The organism is Lelliottia sp. RWM.1 (assembly GCF_016859735.1).
Taxonomy (GTDB): domain Bacteria; phylum Pseudomonadota; class Gammaproteobacteria; order Enterobacterales; family Enterobacteriaceae; genus Enterobacter.
In genome coordinates, this window is the sequence record NZ_WLVC01000001.1 from 73,425 (window position 1) to 92,030 (window position 18,606).

The following is an 18,606-nucleotide window of genomic DNA, read 5'->3' on the forward strand; positions in this document are numbered from 1 at the left end:
TAAAAAAGCCCGGTTAAACCGGGCTTTTTTTACGCTTTTAGCGCCTGTTCTACTTCAAAGCGGTTTGTCACTTTGCTGTCTATTTTGACATAAGCGCTACGTTCATCCTGGACGATAAGTACTTCGTTCACGCCTTCTTTCTCTTCCAGACGTTGCTTCAGTCCGTCGTTAATTTCTACATCATCCGGGATTTCGACACGCAGACTACTGACATAGCGAGGCTCTTTCATGGTGCTGGAAACCAGCAGCCAGACCGTGGCCAGTAGTGCTCCTGCCAGGAATACGGTTTGCGAATCGAATAATCCATCAACCCAGCCGCCCAGTGCGCCACCGATCGCCACACCAATGAACTGGCTGGTGGAATAAATCCCCATTGCTGTGCCTTTGTAACCTGCCGGTGACTCTTTGCTGATCAGCGACGGCAATAGAGCTTCCATCAGGTTAAATGCCAGGAAGAACAACTGTACACCGGCCACCAGTTCCCAAAAGTGTGGACCAGATCCCCACAGAACGATCTCAGCGATGAGCAGTACAGCCACGCATCCGATGAAGACGCGTTTCATTCGGCGTTTCACTTCGGCGTAGATGATGAACGGCACAACAGAGACGAAGGAAATCAGCATCGTCACCAGATAAATTTTCCAGTGTTCGGCGGCAGGAAAGCCAGCAGCAGCCAGTTGGCCTGGCAGGGCGACAAACGTCGACATCAGCAGAATGTGCAGACACATGATGCCAAAGTTCAGCTTCAGCAGGCGGGGCTCCACAAGGACTTTGCTAAAGCAGCCTTTCACCATGCCGGATTCGCGGTTAAGTACGTGGTTTTTACTGTCCGGTACGACCCACAGTGTCAAGGCAATACCGATGGTTGCGAGCACCGCAATCATCCAGAACAGGGCGTGTAGACCAAGCGTATGCGTAATAATCGGGCCGAGAACCATCGCAATGGCAAAGGTCACGCCGAAGCTCACGCCAATGAATGCCATTGCTTTAGTACGATTTTGTTCGCGGGTTAAATCCGATAACAGCGCCATGACCGCAGCGGCAATCGCGCCGGAGCCTTGCAGGGCGCGGCCAAGAATAATACCCCAGATCGAATGGGAGAGGGCGGCTATCACACTGCCCAGCACAAAGACCAGTAGTCCACCGACGATCAGCGGTTTGCGACCGACACGGTCAGAAAGTAGGCCGAATGGGATTTGGAACACCGCCTGCGCCAGACCGTAGATACCGATCGCCAGACCAATCAGTGCTTCGCTGGCTCCCTGCAGCGCCATACCGTACGTGGTCAGAACAGGCAGGACCATAAACATCCCAAGCATCCGTAGCGAGAAGACAGTCCCTAAGCCCCAGGTCGCGCGAAGCTCGCCTGGCGTCATTTTATAATCGTTCATTACCACCTCAGTTCAAAAGCAGGCCATAGTGTAGTGCGGGGAAGGGGCGGGGTAAATAAAGGGTTATTTAACAAATATTACATGCGTTATGAATAAAATCAGTGAATAAAAAAGGGCGCCGAAGCACCCTTTTATTCACCTGGCGTGACTTACCAGACGTATGTCAGCAGGCTGTGTGAATCTGGAACCATAAAGTCTACGGACATCATGACGGACAGAGAGGTGATAGCAACAATCGAGAACACAAACAGTTTGCGCGCCCAGACTTTGTCATCTTCCACTTTGTAACCGCGCAGCGCCATACCGAGCCACCAGACGCTCACTGCAGCCGCGACAACCAGATATTTGTATCCAGCGTAGCCGCCCAGAGAGAGCATCAGTGTCGCCACAGCAAAGGCGATGATGTACAGCGTGATGTGGTTCTTGGCCACAGAGATGCCTTTCACAACCGGCAGAACCGGAATATTCGCTGCCTGATAATCCTTAAAGCGGAAAATCGCGATGGCGTAGGAGTGCGGCATCTGCCACAGGCTAAAGATAGCCAGCAGGATGAGCGCACCACTGTCGAATTCGTTCGTGACAGCACAGTAGCCAATCACTGGCGGCGCAGCGCCAGAGAGAGAACCGATCAACGTACCGTAGACGGAGTGCCGTTTCATATACAGGCTGTAGACACCCACATAGACCACGAACCCCATCACCCCCAGCCAGCAGGCCAGAGGGTTAGCACCAAACCACAACAGCATGAAGCCAGCAATACCCAACAAGGTGGCATACACCAGCGAGACACCTGGAGACATCAGGCCTTTAACCAGCACCCGATTCTTGGTCCTCTCCATCTTGCGATCGATATCCCTGTCGATGTAGTTGTTAAATACACAACCGGACGCCACGACCAGTGAGACCCCAATCAGCGTGAAAACGAAAAGGGTATAGTCGATGCTGCCTTTAGAGGCCAGCAGGAACCCTCCGATCACGGAGATCAGGTTACCAAAGATGATGCCTGGTTTCGTTACTTGCAGGTATTGCTTAAACATACTCGCCGCTCTTAGTGAACCATCATGTTGTAGTTGAGGTTCCACATAATCCAGATGGAACCGACTACAAGGATAGCGATGATAATCACGGTAAAGACAAAGGCCGTCATATTCCAGCCTTCATCGGACTTGGTGTTCATGTGCAGGAAGCAAACCAGATGCACCAGAATCTGTACCACTGCGGTGACCAGGACCGTACCCAGAATTGCCGCGTGAGAAGCAGAACCGCTCATCACCATCCAGAACGGGATTACCGTCAGGATGATCGACAGGATGAAACCTGTCATGTAGGTTTTTACGCTACCGTGGGAAGCGCCATGATCGTTTGAATGACTCATTACATCGCCCCCATCAGATACACTACAGAGAACACACAGATCCACACAACGTCCAGGAAGTGCCAGAACAGGCTCAGGCACATGATACGTGTACGGTTAGTGTTGGTCAGGCCGCGACGGGATACCTGGAACATCAGTACCGCCATCCAGATCAGACCCGAGGTTACGTGCAGACCGTGAGTACCGACCAGCGCGAAGAACGCAGACAGGAAGCCACTACGATCCGGGCCGAAGCCTTCCATAATCAGGTGATGGAATTCATAGATTTCCATCCCGATAAATCCAGCACCGAACAACCAGGTCAACGCCAGCCAGGAAACAACCTGGTTTTTGTTGTTTTTGTACATGGCGATAGCTGCCATGCCGTAGGTGATGGAGCTGAACAACAGCAGAGCGGTTTCAACCAGAACAAACGGCAGTTCAAAGATGTCCTTACCGGCCGGGCCGCCCGCTGTGCCGTTCACCAGAACGGCATAGGTTGCGAACAGACAGCAGAACAAAATGCAGTCGCTCATCAGGTAGATCCAGAAACCGAATACCTTCGTCGGTCCTGTATCGTGGTGCGCATGGTCATGCGCATGGGCAGTTGAGTGCGCCAAAGTATCAGTTGCCATTTTTCAGCCCCGCTTTAGAAATCTCATCGAAATGCTGGTTTTCCAGTTTTTCGACTTCACGGACTGGTACGTAGTAGTCCACGTCCTCGTCAAAGCTCTTCACAATCCAGCTGATGATGACGCCAGCGAAGCTAGCGATCGCAAGCCACCAGATGTGCCAGATCATTGCGAAACCAAATACCGTTGCGAACGCAGCAATAACAATCCCTGCACCGCTGTTTTTCGGCATGTGGATCTCTTCGTAATGCTCAGGTTGCTTGTACGCTTCACCTTTCTCTTTCATTTCCCAGAATGCATCACGCTCGTGAACGTGTGGCACAATGGCAAAGTTATAGAATGGAGGTGGGGAAGAGGTTGCCCACTCCAGCGTACGGCCGCCCCACGGGTCACCGGTCAGGTCGCGGTTCTGTTCGCGGTCGCGAATAGAAACGTAGAACTGAATCAGCTGACACGCGATACCACAGGCGATCAGCACTGCACCACATGCTGCAACAACCAGCATTGGGTGGAACTGCGGATCAATCTGTTGGCTCAGGCGACGAGTCATGCCCATGAAGCCCAGCACGTACAGCGGCATAAATGCGACGAAGAAGCCGATGATCCAGAACCAGAACGCGCGTTTGCCCCATGCTTCGTTCAGCGTGAAGCCGAACGCTTTTGGCCACCAGTAGGTTACGCCTGCGAAGCAACCGAAGACGACACCGCCGATAATGACGTTATGGAAGTGCGCAATCAGGAACAGGCTGTTGTGCAGTACGAAGTCAGCACCTGGTACTGCCAGCAGTACGCCGGTCATCCCACCTACAGAGAAGGTAACGATGAAGCCGATGGTCCACAGCATTGCTGAGTGGAACACGATGCGACCCTGATACATGGTGAACAACCAGTTGAAGATCTTCACCCCTGTCGGGATGGCGATAATCATGGTGGTAATACCGAAGAAGGCGTTTACGTTTGCACCCGCACCCATGGTGAAGAAGTGGTGCAGCCAAACGATAAACGACAGAACGGTAATACACACGGTTGCCCACACCAGCGAGGTGTAACCAAACAGACGCTTACGCGAGAAGGTCGCTGCGATTTCGGAGAACACACCGAAGACCGGCAGAACCAGAATATACACTTCCGGGTGGCCCCAGGCCCAAATCAGGTTGATGTACATCATCATGTTGCCACCCATTTCATTGGTAAAGAAATGAGTGCCCAGGTAGCGGTCCAGGGTCAGCAGCGCGACGGTGACAGTCAGAATTGGGAAGGAGGCAATAATCAGGATGTTGGCGCACAGAGATGCCCAGGTAAATACTGGCATCTTGAACATCGTCATGCCAGGGGCACGCATCTTGATAATGGTCACGAAGAAGTTAATACCGGTCAGGGTTGTACCAATACCGGAGAGCTGAACCGCCCAAATCCAGTAGTCGACACCAACGCCAGGACTGTATTCAATTCCCGAAAGCGGCGGATAGGCCAGCCAACCAGTCTGTGCGAATTCACCTACGCCCAGAGAAAGGTTAACCAGGATGACGCCGACAACCGTAAACCAGAAGCTCAGGTTGTTCAGGAACGGGAACGCAACATCACGCGCACCAATCTGCAGCGGGACAACAACGTTCATCAGACCAATAACCAGCGGCATCGCCACGAAGAAGATCATGATAACGCCGTGAGCGGTAAAGATCTGATCGTAGTGGTGCGGTGGCAGGAAGCCAGCTTCACCTGCCGAGGCAAGAACCTGCTGGCTACGCATCATGATCGCATCCGCAAAGCCACGAATTAACATGACGATACCGACGATGCAGTACATGATGCCGAGTTTTTTGTGGTCGACCGAAGTCAGCCACTCGTTCCACAGGTAGCTCCACTTACCAAAGTAAGTGATTAAGGCCAGTAAGGCCGCACCACCGATGATAATGGCAGCCACCGTAACCACGATAATGGGTTCGTGGTAGGGCACTGCATCCAGTGTCAATTTTCCGAACATTTTCTTCCTCGGCCCCTTAGTGAGCGGTTTCCGCGTGGCTCATGTCCATGCCTTCCATACCTTCGTGCGCGCTGTGCTCGCCTTCAGGTTGGGTCATGTTCATGCTCTTGCCGTGATCCATAAATTTGCCAACAACGTCTTTGAACAAATCAGGTTTCACGTTAGAGAAGTACTCCACCTTGTTGTATTCGCTAGGTGCAGCCACTTTGTCGAACGCCGCCATGTCAGACATGGTGTTCTGTGACTGTTTCGCTGTAGCAACCCATTGGTCGAAAGCGGCACGGTCCGGCGTAGCGATAGCTTTGAACTTCATACCAGAGAAGCCCTTGCCGCTATAGCTGGCGGAGATACCATCGTAGGTGCCTGCTTCATTCGCGATCAGATGCAGGTTCGTTTGCATACCGGCCATCGCGTAAATCTGGCTACCCAGACGCGGGATGAAGAAGGAGTTCATCACGGAGTTGGACGTCACTTTGAACTGAACCGGAGTGTTCGCCGGGAAGGCGATTTCATTCACGGTAGCAATGCCTTGTTCCGGGTAGATGAAGAACCATTTCCAGTCCATGGAGACCACTTCGATGGTAATCGGTTTTTCATCGTGAACCAGCGGTTTGCTTGGCTCAAGCGCGTGAGTGGTTTTCCATGTCAGTACGGCAAGGAACAGGATGATCAGAATTGGCACTGTCCAGACCACAGCTTCCACTTTATTGGAGTGTGACCAGTTAGGGCTATACTTCGCATCTTTATTGCTCGCACGGTACTTCCAGGCGAAACCAACAGCCATCAAAACGGCAGGAATAACCACAATCATCATCAGGCCAAAAGCCGTCAGAATCAGTGAGCGTTGTTCCAGTCCAATCTGTCCTTTGGGGTCAAGTAGTGCAGAATTACAGCCACTGAGTAATACAGTACCTGCTAATAATGACAACCATCCCAAACTTTTATTGTATTTCCTGAGTCTCATTTAACGACCTCAATTCCACGGAGTCTGGTGGCGTTTAAAGTGTGGGGGCATTTTACGGGAAGGTTACATTACTGTAAACATCATTAGGGCTGTGTCAGGAAGGTGTTACTGGGTTCTGCCGCACATGTCACATGTGTTGCAAATTATGTCGTTTTTTAAGGTGAAAGTCCCATGGGACGGGCATTATAACGAAAGGAATCTCAAGCATACCCTAAAAGGGGCAATTGGTATAACCATTGTCAAAAATACACAAATAATTAACAATTAAGCATCAATAAAAAGACAATTAAAAAACGAATATTCAATCTTTCCGGTGCTGAATCGTTTAATGAAAAATAGCTTACTAAAGCAGGCTCCAATAATTTCCAAATATTATTGCGCACGAAACAACAAATATTTTTTTATCGGATGGCGGTTATTTCACCGTTATAATTCCGCATGGTGATTACAACGGGAAATAACCTTTCGCTTTTTACTTCATGCCATCGGCGTTTTACGCAACGCCAGAAAATCGAGAGTGCCACCTGTCAGAATGCCAATGATGGCCAGCAGAGCGCCAATGTCCAGCAGCAGCGAGGAGAAAGGCAGTTCTGCGGAGGTTGTCGCGTTGATCGTCAGCACGACAAGCCACAACGCCAGCGCCACACAACCCATCATCAACAGACGCAGCGCAAAACGATAGGCTCGTTGATATTCTGTCCGCGGTATAAAGTGTTCCGTTTTCTGCGTATATTCCAGCGTATGGCGACAAACCAGCAATAATACTATTCCTGGCACTGCTGCAACGACAGAAAAGAGATAAAACGTAGGCCAGCCATGTGCTTCAACAAACCAGCCTGCAATCGGGCCAACATAAACACGGCCCACCGCTGAAAGTGCAGAGAGCAAAGCAAACTGGGTGGCGGAAAATGATTTATTACAGAGGGTCATCAGCAGCGCGACAAACGCTGCAGTTCCCATGCCGCCACACAGGTTTTCAAAGAAAACGGCGGCGGCCATGCTGATCATATGTTTGTCTGTGACAGACAACAGCCAGTAACCTGCGTTAGAGATCCCCTGCAAAATGCCAAAGATCAGCAGTGCGCGGAATAGCGACAGGCGCTGCATTAGCACGCCGCCGTAAAGTGCTCCCACGATAGTTGCAAAGAGACCCAGCGTTTTATTCACAACCCCCACTTCCCCGGCATCAAATCCGACACCGCGAATAAGAAAAGTGGTCGTCAGGCTCATGGCAAATGCATCACCCAGCTTATACATCACAATAAGCAGTAAAATCAGCCAGGCATTGTTACGGCCAAAAAAGTCCCGCAGTGGTTCAGCAACAGCCTGCTCCAGTGACCGTGGCACGGGAATAACATCGCTGGGTTCGGGAGCGAAAAAGGTGGCGATAATACAAGGAATCAGCAGGATGGCCATCAGCCAGTACATCCCCTGCCAGCCGAGGTATCTGTCGGCCAGCCAGAGAGCCAGGCCACCAGAGACCAACATCCCCAGACGATACCCCAGCACGCTAATTGCCGCTCCCGCACCGCGTTCTTCCGCAGGCAATACGTCCGTTTTCCAGGCATCAAACACGATATCCTGCGATGCTGAACAAAAGGCAATGACTACAGCAAGCGCCGCCATCCAGCGCAATTGCGTCGAAGGTTCAAGGAATCCCATTGCAGCGATGGCCAGCAGTAACAGAATTTGCGTCATCACTAACCAGCCACGACGACGCCCCAAAAACGGTGGCGTGTAGCGGTCCATAACGGGTGACCACAGGAACTTGAAGACGTAAGCCTGGCCGACGAGGGAGAAGAACCCAATGGTTTTAAGATCGATATTCTCGACGGTCATCCAGGCCTGTAATGTGCCGGAGGTGAGCGCGAGAGGTAAGCCGGAGGCAAAACCAAGGATCAGCAGAATGGCTGATTTAGGTTGCTGAAAAATGCGTAAGTAGTGACTGGACATGTTTTCTTAAGGCTGACCCGGCGAAGCACCGGGTCAGAAAGCAGGATTAACGAGCGTTCTGCTTGATAAAGTCGTGGATGCTGGTGTCTTGCGCCATATCAGAGATGGTGTCGGTCAGCACACTGTTAACCGCGTTAGCAATATTCTTGTTGGTTGCCTGGAAAGCACCTTCAACAGAGTAGCTGGCACGATAATTTTTCGTCATTTTGTTGCCGTTCTTCGCGGTGGCGATGATAGCGATCTCGGCTTTGGTCGAGATGTTGTAGCGCACGTTGCCCTGGGAAACGTCTGCATACAGGTTGTTCACGATGATTTGTAGATCAACCGCACCGCTTGGGCCAACCATATAACCGCGAGAGGTCATCTGTTTTTCCAGAACTTCTTGCAGCAGGAAACGCAGGTCGCGGGAGGCGGTCAGTGTCACTTGTTGGTTATCACGCACCACTTTTGCGAGCGCCTGATCCTGACGCTGATCTGCACCGTTAATGCTCACGGTAACGCCCATCAGGCTGGGGTCTTGCTGTGGCAGTGTGATCTTAGGTGACACATCAATCGTCGTTGGCGGGGTTGCGCAACCGGCCAGCATAAAAAGTGCTACCAACGGAAAGAAGATTTTTTTTAACATTTTCGGGTTCTCAACGAATCGTAAGCATTAGAGATAAAAATTGCCGCCATCATAACATCGCTAACGGCGAGGGGAAGTGGTCAACGCATGTAAATTCATCGCCTTGTCCGAAATCCGACCAGTTCATCTATTTTCTCAACGTATCAGAGCTAAAACGTATGAGGCTCATAGTGAACTTCATTCGTTTGGATGAGAAAATCAGACGAACGCTAAATATTTGTTGTCTTGTTGTAATGGAAACGGTAAAAGCGGCTAACATTTAAAGGGATGGGTGACATCTTAGCGTTGTCGGAGGAGTAATTTCATGATGATACGTGAGCAGATAGAAGATAAATTAAGGGCTGCGTTCAATCCCGTGTTCCTCGAAGTCGTCGACGAGAGCTATCGTCATAACGTACCGGCAGGGTCTGAAAGCCATTTTAAAGTTGTTTTGGTCAGCGATCGCTTCGCAGGAGAACGTTTTCTTAACCGACATCGTATGATTTACAGTACGTTGACGGCGGAACTTTCGACGACTGTGCACGCGCTGGCGTTACACACTTATACCATCAAAGAATGGGAAGGATTGCAGGATACGGTTTTCGCCTCCCCGGCATGCCGTGGTGCGGGCAGCATCGCCTGAAAATCGTATTTGCAACCGCTGGAGTTTTTCCAGTATGTTGCATACAGATTACGTCAAAGCGGCCTCCGGGCCGTTTTGTTTTGTCTGAGTTTTGAGCGGATGGTGCGTTTTTAAGGCTAAAAATAGCCTTAAATTGTGAAAAAAGCCGCAGCAACATGCCCCAACCGTTCTCGACTCACCTAAGTGATGCCGCTATAATGCCGCGTCTTAATGAATGTCTTCGGGATGATTCTGGCGACAGGGAATGTGATTCTGCTAAATATAGAGAGCATCCCGGTATTGCAAGGCAAATTCAGAGTTGACCGAGCACTATGATTTTTTTGAGGTAACAAGATGCAAGTTTCAGTTGAAACCACTCAAGGCCTTGGCCGCCGTGTAACGATTACTATCGCTGCTGACAGCATCGAAAACGCTGTGAAAAGCGAGCTGGTCAACGTAGCAAAAAAAGTACGTATCGACGGCTTCCGTAAAGGTAAAGTCCCGATGAATGTTGTTGCTCAGCGTTATGGCGCGTCTGTTCGCCAGGACGTTCTGGGTGAGCTGATGAGCCGCAACTTCATTGACGCGATCATCAAAGAAAAAATCAATCCAGCTGGCGCACCGAACTATGTTCCGGGCGAATACAAACTGGGTGAAGACTTCACCTACTCTGTAGAGTTTGAAGTGTATCCAGAAGTTGAGCTGAAAGGTCTGGAAACTATTGAAGTTGAAAAACCAGTTGTTTCCGTGACTGACGAAGACGTGGACGGAATGCTGGATACTCTGCGCAAGCAGCAGGCGACCTGGAAAGATAAAGAAGGCGCTGTTGATGCAGAAGACCGCGTAACTATCGACTTCACCGGCTCTGTAGATGGTGAAGAGTTCGAAGGTGGCAAAGCGTCTGACTTCGTACTGGCAATGGGCCAGGGTCGTATGATCCCTGGTTTCGAAGACGGTATTAAAGGCCGTAAAGCGGGCGAAGAATTCACCATCGACGTGACCTTCCCTGAAGAATATCACGCTGAAAACCTGAAAGGTAAAGCAGCGAAGTTCGTCATCAACCTGAAGAAAGTTGAAGAGCGCGAACTGCCAGAACTGACTGAAGAATTCATCAAACGTTTCGGCGTGGAAGATGGTTCCGTAGCAGGCCTGCGTGCTGAAGTTCGTAAAAACATGGAGCGCGAGCTGAATGGTGCTGTGCGTAACCGTGTGAAATCTCAGGCGATCGAAGGCCTGGTGAAAGCGAACGAAATCGATGTTCCCGCTGCACTGATCGACAGCGAAATCGACGTACTGCGCCGTCAGGCTGCACAGCGTTTCGGTGGCAACCAGCAGCAAGCGATGGAGCTGCCGCGTGAACTGTTCGAAGAGCAGGCTAAACGCCGCGTTGTTGTGGGTCTGCTGCTGGGCGAAGTGATTCGTACCCACGAACTGCAGGCTGACGAAGAGCGTGTGAAAGGTCTGATCGAAGAAATGGCTTCAGCTTACGAAGATCCGTCTGAAGTTGTTGAGTTCTATGGTAAAAACAAAGAACTGATGGACAACATGCGTAACGTGGCACTGGAAGAACAGGCTGTTGAAGCGGTACTGGCGAAAGCTAAAGTGTCCGAGAAAGCAACTTCCTTCAACGAACTGATGAACCAGCAGGCGTAATTTCGCCCAACGGTTTAAAGTTTGAACAAAAACCCGTTGCCTTTTGGCGGCGGGTTTTTTTTATCGCAGCAATAGCCCTGGAAGAGTGCTAAAAGGCCCTTTCAGTGTTAGCGTAACAACAAAACATTGTTATGCTTGAAATAGGGCGATACGAACCCCATAAGTGTGTAATCACGATGAATGAGACTGGCTGATAATCCGTCCATAAGGTTACAATCAGTACAGCAGGTGTTTTCAATTTTGATCCAGGAGACGGAAATGTCATACAGTGGCGAACGAGATAACTTTGCACCCCATATGGCTCTGGTGCCAATGGTTATTGAACAGACCTCCCGTGGTGAGCGTTCTTTTGATATCTATTCCCGTCTGCTCAAGGAACGCGTTATCTTTCTGACCGGCCAGGTGGAAGACCACATGGCTAACCTGATCGTGGCGCAGATGCTGTTTCTGGAAGCGGAAAACCCAGAGAAAGACATTTACCTGTATATTAACTCGCCGGGTGGCGTAATCACGGCTGGTATGTCTATCTATGACACCATGCAATTCATCAAGCCTGATGTGAGCACCATTTGTATGGGGCAGGCCGCGTCCATGGGGGCCTTCTTGTTAACTGCAGGGGCAAAAGGTAAGCGCTTCTGTTTGCCAAACTCCCGCGTGATGATTCACCAACCGCTGGGCGGATATCAGGGGCAGGCGACAGATATTGAAATCCACGCCCGCGAAATCCTGAAAGTAAAAGCGCGCATGAATGAACTTATGGCGCAGCATACGGGTCAATCTCTTGAGCAGATCGAGCGCGACACCGAGCGCGATCGCTTCCTCTCTGCACCAGAGGCAGTTGAGTACGGTTTAGTCGACTCCGTTTTGACCCATCGTAATTGATGCCCACGGCGCAAGTGTGCCGCTATACTAAGGTAGGGCGGTACGCTGCTTGATAGCAAGCAGCTTGCGTCTGAGAATGGCATTTGCGTCGTCATGTGCGGCACAAAGAACTTAAAAAGAGGTTTTGACTCATGACAGATAAACGCAAAGATGGTTCGGGCAAACTGCTGTACTGCTCTTTTTGCGGCAAAAGCCAGCATGAAGTGCGTAAACTGATTGCCGGGCCGTCCGTGTATATCTGCGACGAATGTGTCGATTTATGTAATGACATCATTCGCGAAGAGATTAAAGAAGTCGCGCCTCACCGTGAGCGTAGCGCGTTACCGACCCCGCATGAGATTCGTCATCATCTTGACGACTATGTTATCGGTCAGGAACAGGCTAAAAAAGTGCTGGCGGTGGCGGTATATAACCACTACAAGCGTCTGCGCAATGGCGATACCAGCAATGGCGTAGAACTGGGTAAAAGTAACATTCTGCTGATTGGCCCGACGGGTTCCGGTAAAACGCTGCTGGCTGAGACCCTGGCACGCCTGCTGGACGTTCCGTTTACCATGGCGGATGCGACAACACTGACCGAAGCCGGTTATGTGGGTGAAGACGTAGAAAACATCATTCAGAAGCTGTTGCAGAAGTGCGATTACGATGTGCAGAAAGCGCAGCGCGGTATCGTGTACATCGATGAGATCGACAAGATTTCCCGCAAATCGGATAACCCATCTATTACCCGTGATGTTTCCGGTGAAGGTGTTCAGCAGGCACTGCTGAAGCTGATTGAAGGTACAGTGGCGGCAGTTCCTCCTCAGGGTGGACGTAAACACCCGCAGCAGGAGTTTTTACAGGTTGATACCTCTAAAATCCTGTTTATTTGTGGTGGCGCATTTGCCGGCCTGGATAAGGTGATCTCACATCGCGTGGAAACCGGCTCCGGCATTGGTTTTGGTGCAACGGTGAAAGCGACGTCTGAGAAACCGAACGAAGGCGAATTGCTGTCACAGGTTGAGCCGGAAGATCTGATCAAATTTGGCCTGATTCCTGAGTTCATCGGCCGTCTGCCTGTTGTGGCAACGCTGAATGAACTGAGTGAAGATGCGCTGATTCAGATCCTGAAAGAGCCGAAAAATGCGCTGACTAAGCAGTATCAGGCACTGTTTAACCTCGAAGGTGTAGATCTGGAATTCCGCGATGAAGCACTGGATGCTATTGCCAAAAAAGCGATGGCGCGTAAAACCGGTGCTCGTGGCTTGCGTTCCATCGTAGAAGCCGCTCTTCTTGACACCATGTACGATTTACCGTCCATGGAAGATGTCGAGAAAGTAGTTATCGACGAGTCTGTGATTGGTGGCCAGTCTAAGCCACTGTTGATTTATGGTAAGCCGGAAGCGCAACAAGCATCTGGTGAATAATTAGCCAAATCATACAAGCAGTTAATCAAAAAGGGGGGATTTTATCCCCCCTTTACTTTTTCCGTATTCATGGCGTTGAATGTGTGGGAAACATCCCCATATACTGGTTACATGTTAATGGTTGCGTGAAGCACAGTCGTGCAACCTGATTACCTGGCGGACACTAAACTAAGAGAGAGCTCTATGAATCCTGAGCGTTCTGAACGCATTGAAATCCCCGTATTGCCGTTGCGCGATGTGGTGGTTTATCCGCACATGGTCATACCCTTATTTGTAGGGCGGGAAAAATCTATCCGTTGCCTTGAAGCCGCCATGGATCATGATAAAAAAATCATGCTGGTTGCGCAGAAAGAAGCATCAACGGATGAGCCGGGTGTAAACGATCTTTTCACCGTCGGGACCGTGGCCTCTATTTTACAAATGCTGAAGCTGCCTGATGGCACTGTCAAAGTGCTGGTAGAAGGCTTGCAGCGTGCGCGTATTACCACTCTGTCTGATAATGGCGAACATTTCTCTGCGAAGGCAGAGTACCTTGATTCTCCGCAGCTTGATGAGCGTGAGCAGGAAGTGCTTGTGCGCACCGCGATTAGCCAGTTTGAAGGCTATATCAAGCTGAACAAGAAAATCCCACCAGAAGTGCTGACGTCGCTTAACAGCATCGACGATCCTGCGCGTCTGGCGGATACCATCGCTGCACACATGCCGCTGAAGTTGGCTGACAAACAGTCTGTGCTGGAAATGTCCGACGTAAATGAACGTCTGGAATATCTGATGGCGATGATGGAATCCGAAATCGATCTGTTGCAGGTTGAGAAGCGTATTCGCAACCGCGTGAAAAAGCAGATGGAGAAATCCCAGCGTGAGTACTATCTGAATGAGCAAATGAAAGCGATTCAGAAAGAACTCGGTGAGATGGATGATGCCCCGGACGAAAACGAAGCGCTGAAGCGTAAGATCGATGCGGCGAAGATGCCGAAAGAGGCCAAAGAGAAAGCTGAAGCAGAATTGCAGAAGCTGAAAATGATGTCTCCGATGTCGGCAGAAGCGACCGTTGTGCGTGGCTATATCGAGTGGATGGTTCAGGTTCCGTGGAATGCTCGTAGCAAGGTCAAGAAAGACCTGCGTCAGGCACAGGAAATCCTCGATACTGACCATTATGGCCTGGAACGTGTCAAAGACCGTATTCTTGAATACCTTGCGGTTCAGAGCCGTGTGAACAAACTGAAAGGTCCAATCCTGTGCCTGGTAGGGCCTCCAGGGGTGGGTAAAACCTCGCTGGGTCAGTCCATTGCCAAAGCGACCGGACGTAAGTACATCCGTATGGCGCTGGGCGGCGTACGCGATGAAGCGGAAATCCGCGGTCACCGCCGTACGTACATTGGTTCTATGCCGGGTAAACTGATCCAGAAAATGGCAAAAGTGGGCGTTAAAAACCCATTATTCCTGCTCGATGAGATCGACAAAATGTCTTCAGACATGCGTGGCGATCCGGCGTCAGCCTTGCTTGAGGTATTGGATCCAGAGCAGAACGTAGCTTTCAGCGATCACTATCTGGAAGTGGACTACGATCTGAGCGACGTCATGTTCGTTGCAACGTCAAATTCCATGAATATTCCGGCGCCACTGCTGGATCGTATGGAAGTGATCCGTTTGTCCGGTTACACGGAAGATGAAAAGCTGAACATCGCTAAACGCCATCTGCTATCGAAACAGATCGAGCGTAATGCACTGAAAGAAAGCGAGATTACAGTAGACGATAGTGCAATCATCAGCATCATTCGCTACTACACGCGTGAAGCGGGCGTTCGTAGCCTGGAACGTGAAATTTCAAAATTGTGCCGTAAAGCGGTTAAACAACTGCTGTTGGATAAAACCCTTAAGCACATTGAGATCAACGGTGACAACCTACACGAATACCTGGGCGTTCAGCGTTTCGACTACGGTCGTGCGGATAACGAAAACCGCGTGGGCCAGGTAACTGGTCTGGCATGGACGGAAGTAGGTGGCGATCTGCTGACCATCGAAACCGCCTGTGTTCCAGGTAAAGGTAAACTGACCTACACCGGTTCTCTGGGTGAAGTGATGCAGGAGTCCATTCAGGCAGCGCTGACAGTGGTGCGCGCGCGCGCGGAAAAACTGGGTATCAACCCGGACTTTTACGAAAAACGCGACATCCACGTTCACGTTCCTGAAGGTGCGACGCCGAAAGACGGTCCAAGTGCCGGTATTGCAATGTGTACTGCGCTGGTGTCTTGTTTGACGGGTAACCCGGTACGTGCTGATGTGGCGATGACCGGTGAAATTACCTTGCGTGGACTGGTATTGCCTATCGGTGGTCTGAAGGAAAAACTGCTCGCGGCACATCGTGGAGGAATCAAAACGGTATTGATTCCTTATGAGAACAAGCGCGATCTGGAAGAGATCCCGGACAATGTTATTGCCGATTTGGAGATCCATCCGGTGAAACGCATTGAGGAAGTTCTTACTCTTGCATTACAGAATGAACCTTCTGGAATGCAGGTTGTAACCGCAAAATAGTGACCTCGCGCAAAGAGCGTCAATAAAAACAAGGCTGGTAAGTCATTTCGGACTTGCCAGCCTTTTTTTGTATAGCTAATTTAGATTGCTGATTGGGTTAGCCATCAACAACGGGTGTTGTAAGGTCATGGCAGGCCTGATATAACTGCTGCGCGGTCGCGTTGTGAAGGATTCAGGCGCGATATAAATTATAAAGAGAGGAAGAGAAGAGTGAATAAATCTCAACTGATTGACAAAATTGCTGCGGGTGCTGATATTTCTAAAGCTGCAGCTGGACGTGCGTTAGATGCTTTAATTGCTTCTGTTACTGAATCTCTGCAAGCTGGGGATGACGTTGCGCTGGTAGGTTTCGGTACTTTTGCTGTTAAAGAGCGTGCTGCCCGTACTGGCCGCAACCCTCAGACCGGTAAAGAGATCACCATTGCTGCCGCTAAAGTACCTGGTTTCCGTGCAGGTAAAGCGCTGAAAGACGCAGTGAACTGATAGCTTTCTCGCTTCAGGGAAGCCGAAAAAGTACAAGGGCGCATCATTTGATGTGCCTTTTTTGTTTGTCCAGGCCTGATTTGTGCGAGTTTATGCGAGTTGTGGGCTGACAATTGCCCCGGTTTCTTGTCACAATACGTCTTTACGCGCGACGGTCAGGATTTTCCGTCAGCGTCAGGTAACCAGTCACCTACAGCGGAGTGTTGTTACACCATGATGGACAGCTTACGCACGGCTGCTAACAGTCTCGTGCTCAAGATTATTTTCGGTATCATTATCGTGTCGTTCATATTGACCGGCGTGAGTAGTTACCTGATCGGCGGTAGCAGCAACTACGCCGCAAAAGTGAATGGCCAGGAAATCAGCCGCGGGCAGTTCGAGAACGCCTTTGCTGGTGAACGTAATCGTATGCAGCAACAGCTGGGCGATCAGTTCTCTGAGCTGGCAGCGAACGAAGGCTACATGAAAACGCTGCGTCAGCAAACGTTGAACCGCCTTATCGATGAAGCGCTCCTGGACCAGTATGCTAAACACCTGGGCTTAGGCATCAGTGATGAGCAGGTCAAAAATGCCATCTTCGCCACTCAGGCATTCCAGTCTAACGGTAAATTCGATAACACCCGTTACAACGCCATCGTGAACCAGATGGGCATGACGGCTGATCAATACGCACAGGCGCTGCGCAATCAACTGACGACCCAACAGCTCATCAATGCTGTTGTGGGGACTGATTTTATGCTCAAAGGCGAAACGGACGAACTGGCTGCGCTGGTGGCTCAGCAGCGTGTTGTTCGTGAAGCAACGCTTGATGTAGATGCTCTGGCTGCTAAGCAACAGGTCAGTGATGCGGAAGTTAACGCTTACTACGAGCAGAACAAGAGTAATTTTGTTGCGCCGGAGCAGTTCCGCGTGAGCTATATCAAACTTGATGCAGCTGCGTTACAGGAAACGGCATCAGACGCAGATATCCAGTCTTACTACGACCAGCATCAGGATCAATTCACGCAACCCCAGCGTAATCGTTACAGCGTCATCCAGACCAAAACGGAAGATGATGCAAAAGCGGTTCTGGATGAGCTTTCAAAAGGGGCTGATTTTGCAACCGTAGCAAAAGCAAAATCCACTGATATTATCTCGGCAAAAAATGGCGGAGATATGGGGTGGCTGGAAGATGGCACGACGCCGGATGAGCTGAAAAATGCGGGCCTGAAAGAGAAAGGCCAACTGTCAGGTGTGATCAAATCCTCCGTCGGTTTCCTGGTTGCGCGCCTGGACGATATTGAAGCCGCAAAAACCAAGCCTCTGGCTGACGTTCGTGATGATATCGCGGCTAAAGTGAAGCAGGAAAAAGCACTGGATGCGTTCTATGCGCTGCAGCAAAAAGTGAGCGATGCCGCCAGCAATGATAATGAATCACTTGCAGGGGCAGAGCAGGTTGCTGGTGTGAAAGCCGTTGAAACGGGCTGGTTCGGTCACGACAACCTGCCGGAAGAGCTGAATTTCAAACCCGTTTCTGACGCCATCTTTAATGGTGGGCTGGTGGGCGAGAATGGCACTCCGGGCAGCAACTCTGACATCATTACCGTAGATGGCGATCGTGCCTTCATACTGCGCGTGAGCGAGCACAAAGCTGAGTCTGTAAAACCGCTGACCGAAGTGAAAGATCAGGTTATTGCACTGGTTAAACATAACAAAGCGGAACAGCAGGCAAAACTGGATGCTGAGAAAGTTCTGGCTGAGTTGAAAGCCGGTAAGGGCGATGATGCGCTGAAAGCAGTAGGCCTGAGTTTCGGGGAAGCGAAAACGCTGAGCCGTACGGGACAAGATCCTGTTAGCCAGGCTGCATTTAGCCTGGGGCTGCCAGCGAAGGGCAAACCGAGCTTTGGTATTGCCAGCGATATGAAAGGCAATGTTGTCCTGTTGGCCCTGGACGAAGTAAAAGCGGGCACAATGCCAGAAGAGCAGAAAAAAGCCATGGTTCAGGGGATTACCCAGAACAATGCCCAAATTGCTTTCGAGGCGATGATGAGCAACCTGCGCAAAGAAGCCAAAATTAAACTGGGTGACATTATTACCCAGCAGTAATCATTACGTGTCTGCTCGCAGATTTTCGTAACGCTCTGCAATATCTAAAGGCCGC

General features: G+C 50.5%; 15 protein-coding genes. 7 read left to right on the forward strand and 8 right to left on the reverse strand.

Annotation, left to right across the window (positions count from 1 at the left end; all coding sequences use genetic code 11):
* Positions 1-29: 29 nt before the first annotated feature.
* From GF617_RS00370 to GF617_RS00405, 8 genes are all read right to left on the reverse strand, one after another.
* Complete coding sequence (locus GF617_RS00370; protein ID WP_181622453.1) at positions 30-1,391, reverse strand: MFS transporter; 1,362 nt, start codon at positions 1,389-1,391, stop codon at positions 30-32.
* Positions 1,392-1,540: 149 nt separating this feature from the next.
* Positions 1,541-2,428 (reverse strand): heme o synthase, encoded by an 888-nt coding sequence (gene cyoE / locus GF617_RS00375; RefSeq protein WP_181622454.1) that lies wholly within the window; start codon positions 2,426-2,428, stop codon positions 1,541-1,543.
* Between the two features lie 11 nt (positions 2,429-2,439).
* The gene (locus GF617_RS00380; protein WP_181622455.1) at positions 2,440-2,766 is read right to left on the reverse strand and encodes a cytochrome o ubiquinol oxidase subunit IV; all 327 of its coding nucleotides are present in this window, start codon (positions 2,764-2,766) and stop codon (positions 2,440-2,442) included.
* Positions 2,766-3,380, reverse strand: coding sequence for a cytochrome o ubiquinol oxidase subunit III (locus tag GF617_RS00385; RefSeq protein WP_181622456.1), 615 nt, complete (start codon positions 3,378-3,380; stop codon positions 2,766-2,768). The genes GF617_RS00380 and GF617_RS00385 overlap by 1 nt, the downstream gene beginning before the upstream one ends.
* A complete protein-coding gene (gene cyoB / locus GF617_RS00390) occupies positions 3,370-5,361 on the reverse strand; it encodes a cytochrome o ubiquinol oxidase subunit I (protein ID WP_181622457.1) in 1,992 nt (663 codons plus the stop codon). Before cyoB ends, GF617_RS00385 begins: the two co-directional genes overlap by 11 nt.
* A gap of 16 nt (positions 5,362-5,377) precedes the next feature.
* Entirely contained in the window at positions 5,378-6,325 is a 948-nt protein-coding gene (gene cyoA, locus GF617_RS00395) for a cytochrome o ubiquinol oxidase subunit II (RefSeq protein WP_181622458.1), read from the reverse strand.
* Positions 6,326-6,802: 477 nt separating this feature from the next.
* Entirely contained in the window at positions 6,803-8,278 is a 1,476-nt protein-coding gene (gene ampG / locus GF617_RS00400) for a muropeptide MFS transporter AmpG (RefSeq protein WP_203450830.1), read from the reverse strand.
* A 46-nt stretch (positions 8,279-8,324) separates the two neighbouring features.
* Positions 8,325-8,903 (reverse strand): lipoprotein, encoded by a 579-nt coding sequence (locus tag GF617_RS00405; protein WP_203450831.1) that lies wholly within the window; start codon positions 8,901-8,903, stop codon positions 8,325-8,327.
* A 304-nt stretch (positions 8,904-9,207) separates the two neighbouring features.
* On the opposite strand from GF617_RS00405, the gene bolA reads away from it, so the two are divergent.
* The 7 genes from bolA (at position 9,208) to ppiD (ending at position 18,551) form a co-directional block, all read left to right on the forward strand.
* Positions 9,208-9,525, forward strand: coding sequence for a transcriptional regulator BolA (bolA, locus tag GF617_RS00410; RefSeq protein WP_181622461.1), 318 nt, complete (start codon positions 9,208-9,210; stop codon positions 9,523-9,525).
* Positions 9,526-9,858: 333 nt separating this feature from the next.
* Complete coding sequence (gene tig / locus GF617_RS00415) at positions 9,859-11,157, forward strand: trigger factor (RefSeq protein ID WP_181622462.1); 1,299 nt, start codon at positions 9,859-9,861, stop codon at positions 11,155-11,157.
* 258 nt (positions 11,158-11,415) lie between these two features.
* Positions 11,416-12,039, forward strand: a complete 624-nt coding sequence (clpP, locus tag GF617_RS00420) for an ATP-dependent Clp endopeptidase proteolytic subunit ClpP (protein ID WP_014069126.1) — start codon at positions 11,416-11,418, stop codon at positions 12,037-12,039.
* A gap of 131 nt (positions 12,040-12,170) precedes the next feature.
* Positions 12,171-13,445, forward strand: coding sequence for an ATP-dependent protease ATP-binding subunit ClpX (gene clpX, locus GF617_RS00425; protein ID WP_064325057.1), 1,275 nt, complete (start codon positions 12,171-12,173; stop codon positions 13,443-13,445).
* Positions 13,446-13,628: 183 nt separating this feature from the next.
* Positions 13,629-15,983, forward strand: coding sequence for an endopeptidase La (lon, locus tag GF617_RS00430; RefSeq protein WP_203450832.1), 2,355 nt, complete (start codon positions 13,629-13,631; stop codon positions 15,981-15,983).
* A gap of 210 nt (positions 15,984-16,193) precedes the next feature.
* Positions 16,194-16,466, forward strand: coding sequence for a nucleoid-associated protein HU-beta (gene hupB / locus GF617_RS00435; protein ID WP_002444653.1), 273 nt, complete (start codon positions 16,194-16,196; stop codon positions 16,464-16,466).
* Between the two features lie 213 nt (positions 16,467-16,679).
* Entirely contained in the window at positions 16,680-18,551 is a 1,872-nt protein-coding gene (ppiD, locus tag GF617_RS00440) for a peptidylprolyl isomerase (protein WP_181622464.1), read from the forward strand.
* Positions 18,552-18,606 lie beyond the last annotated feature (55 nt).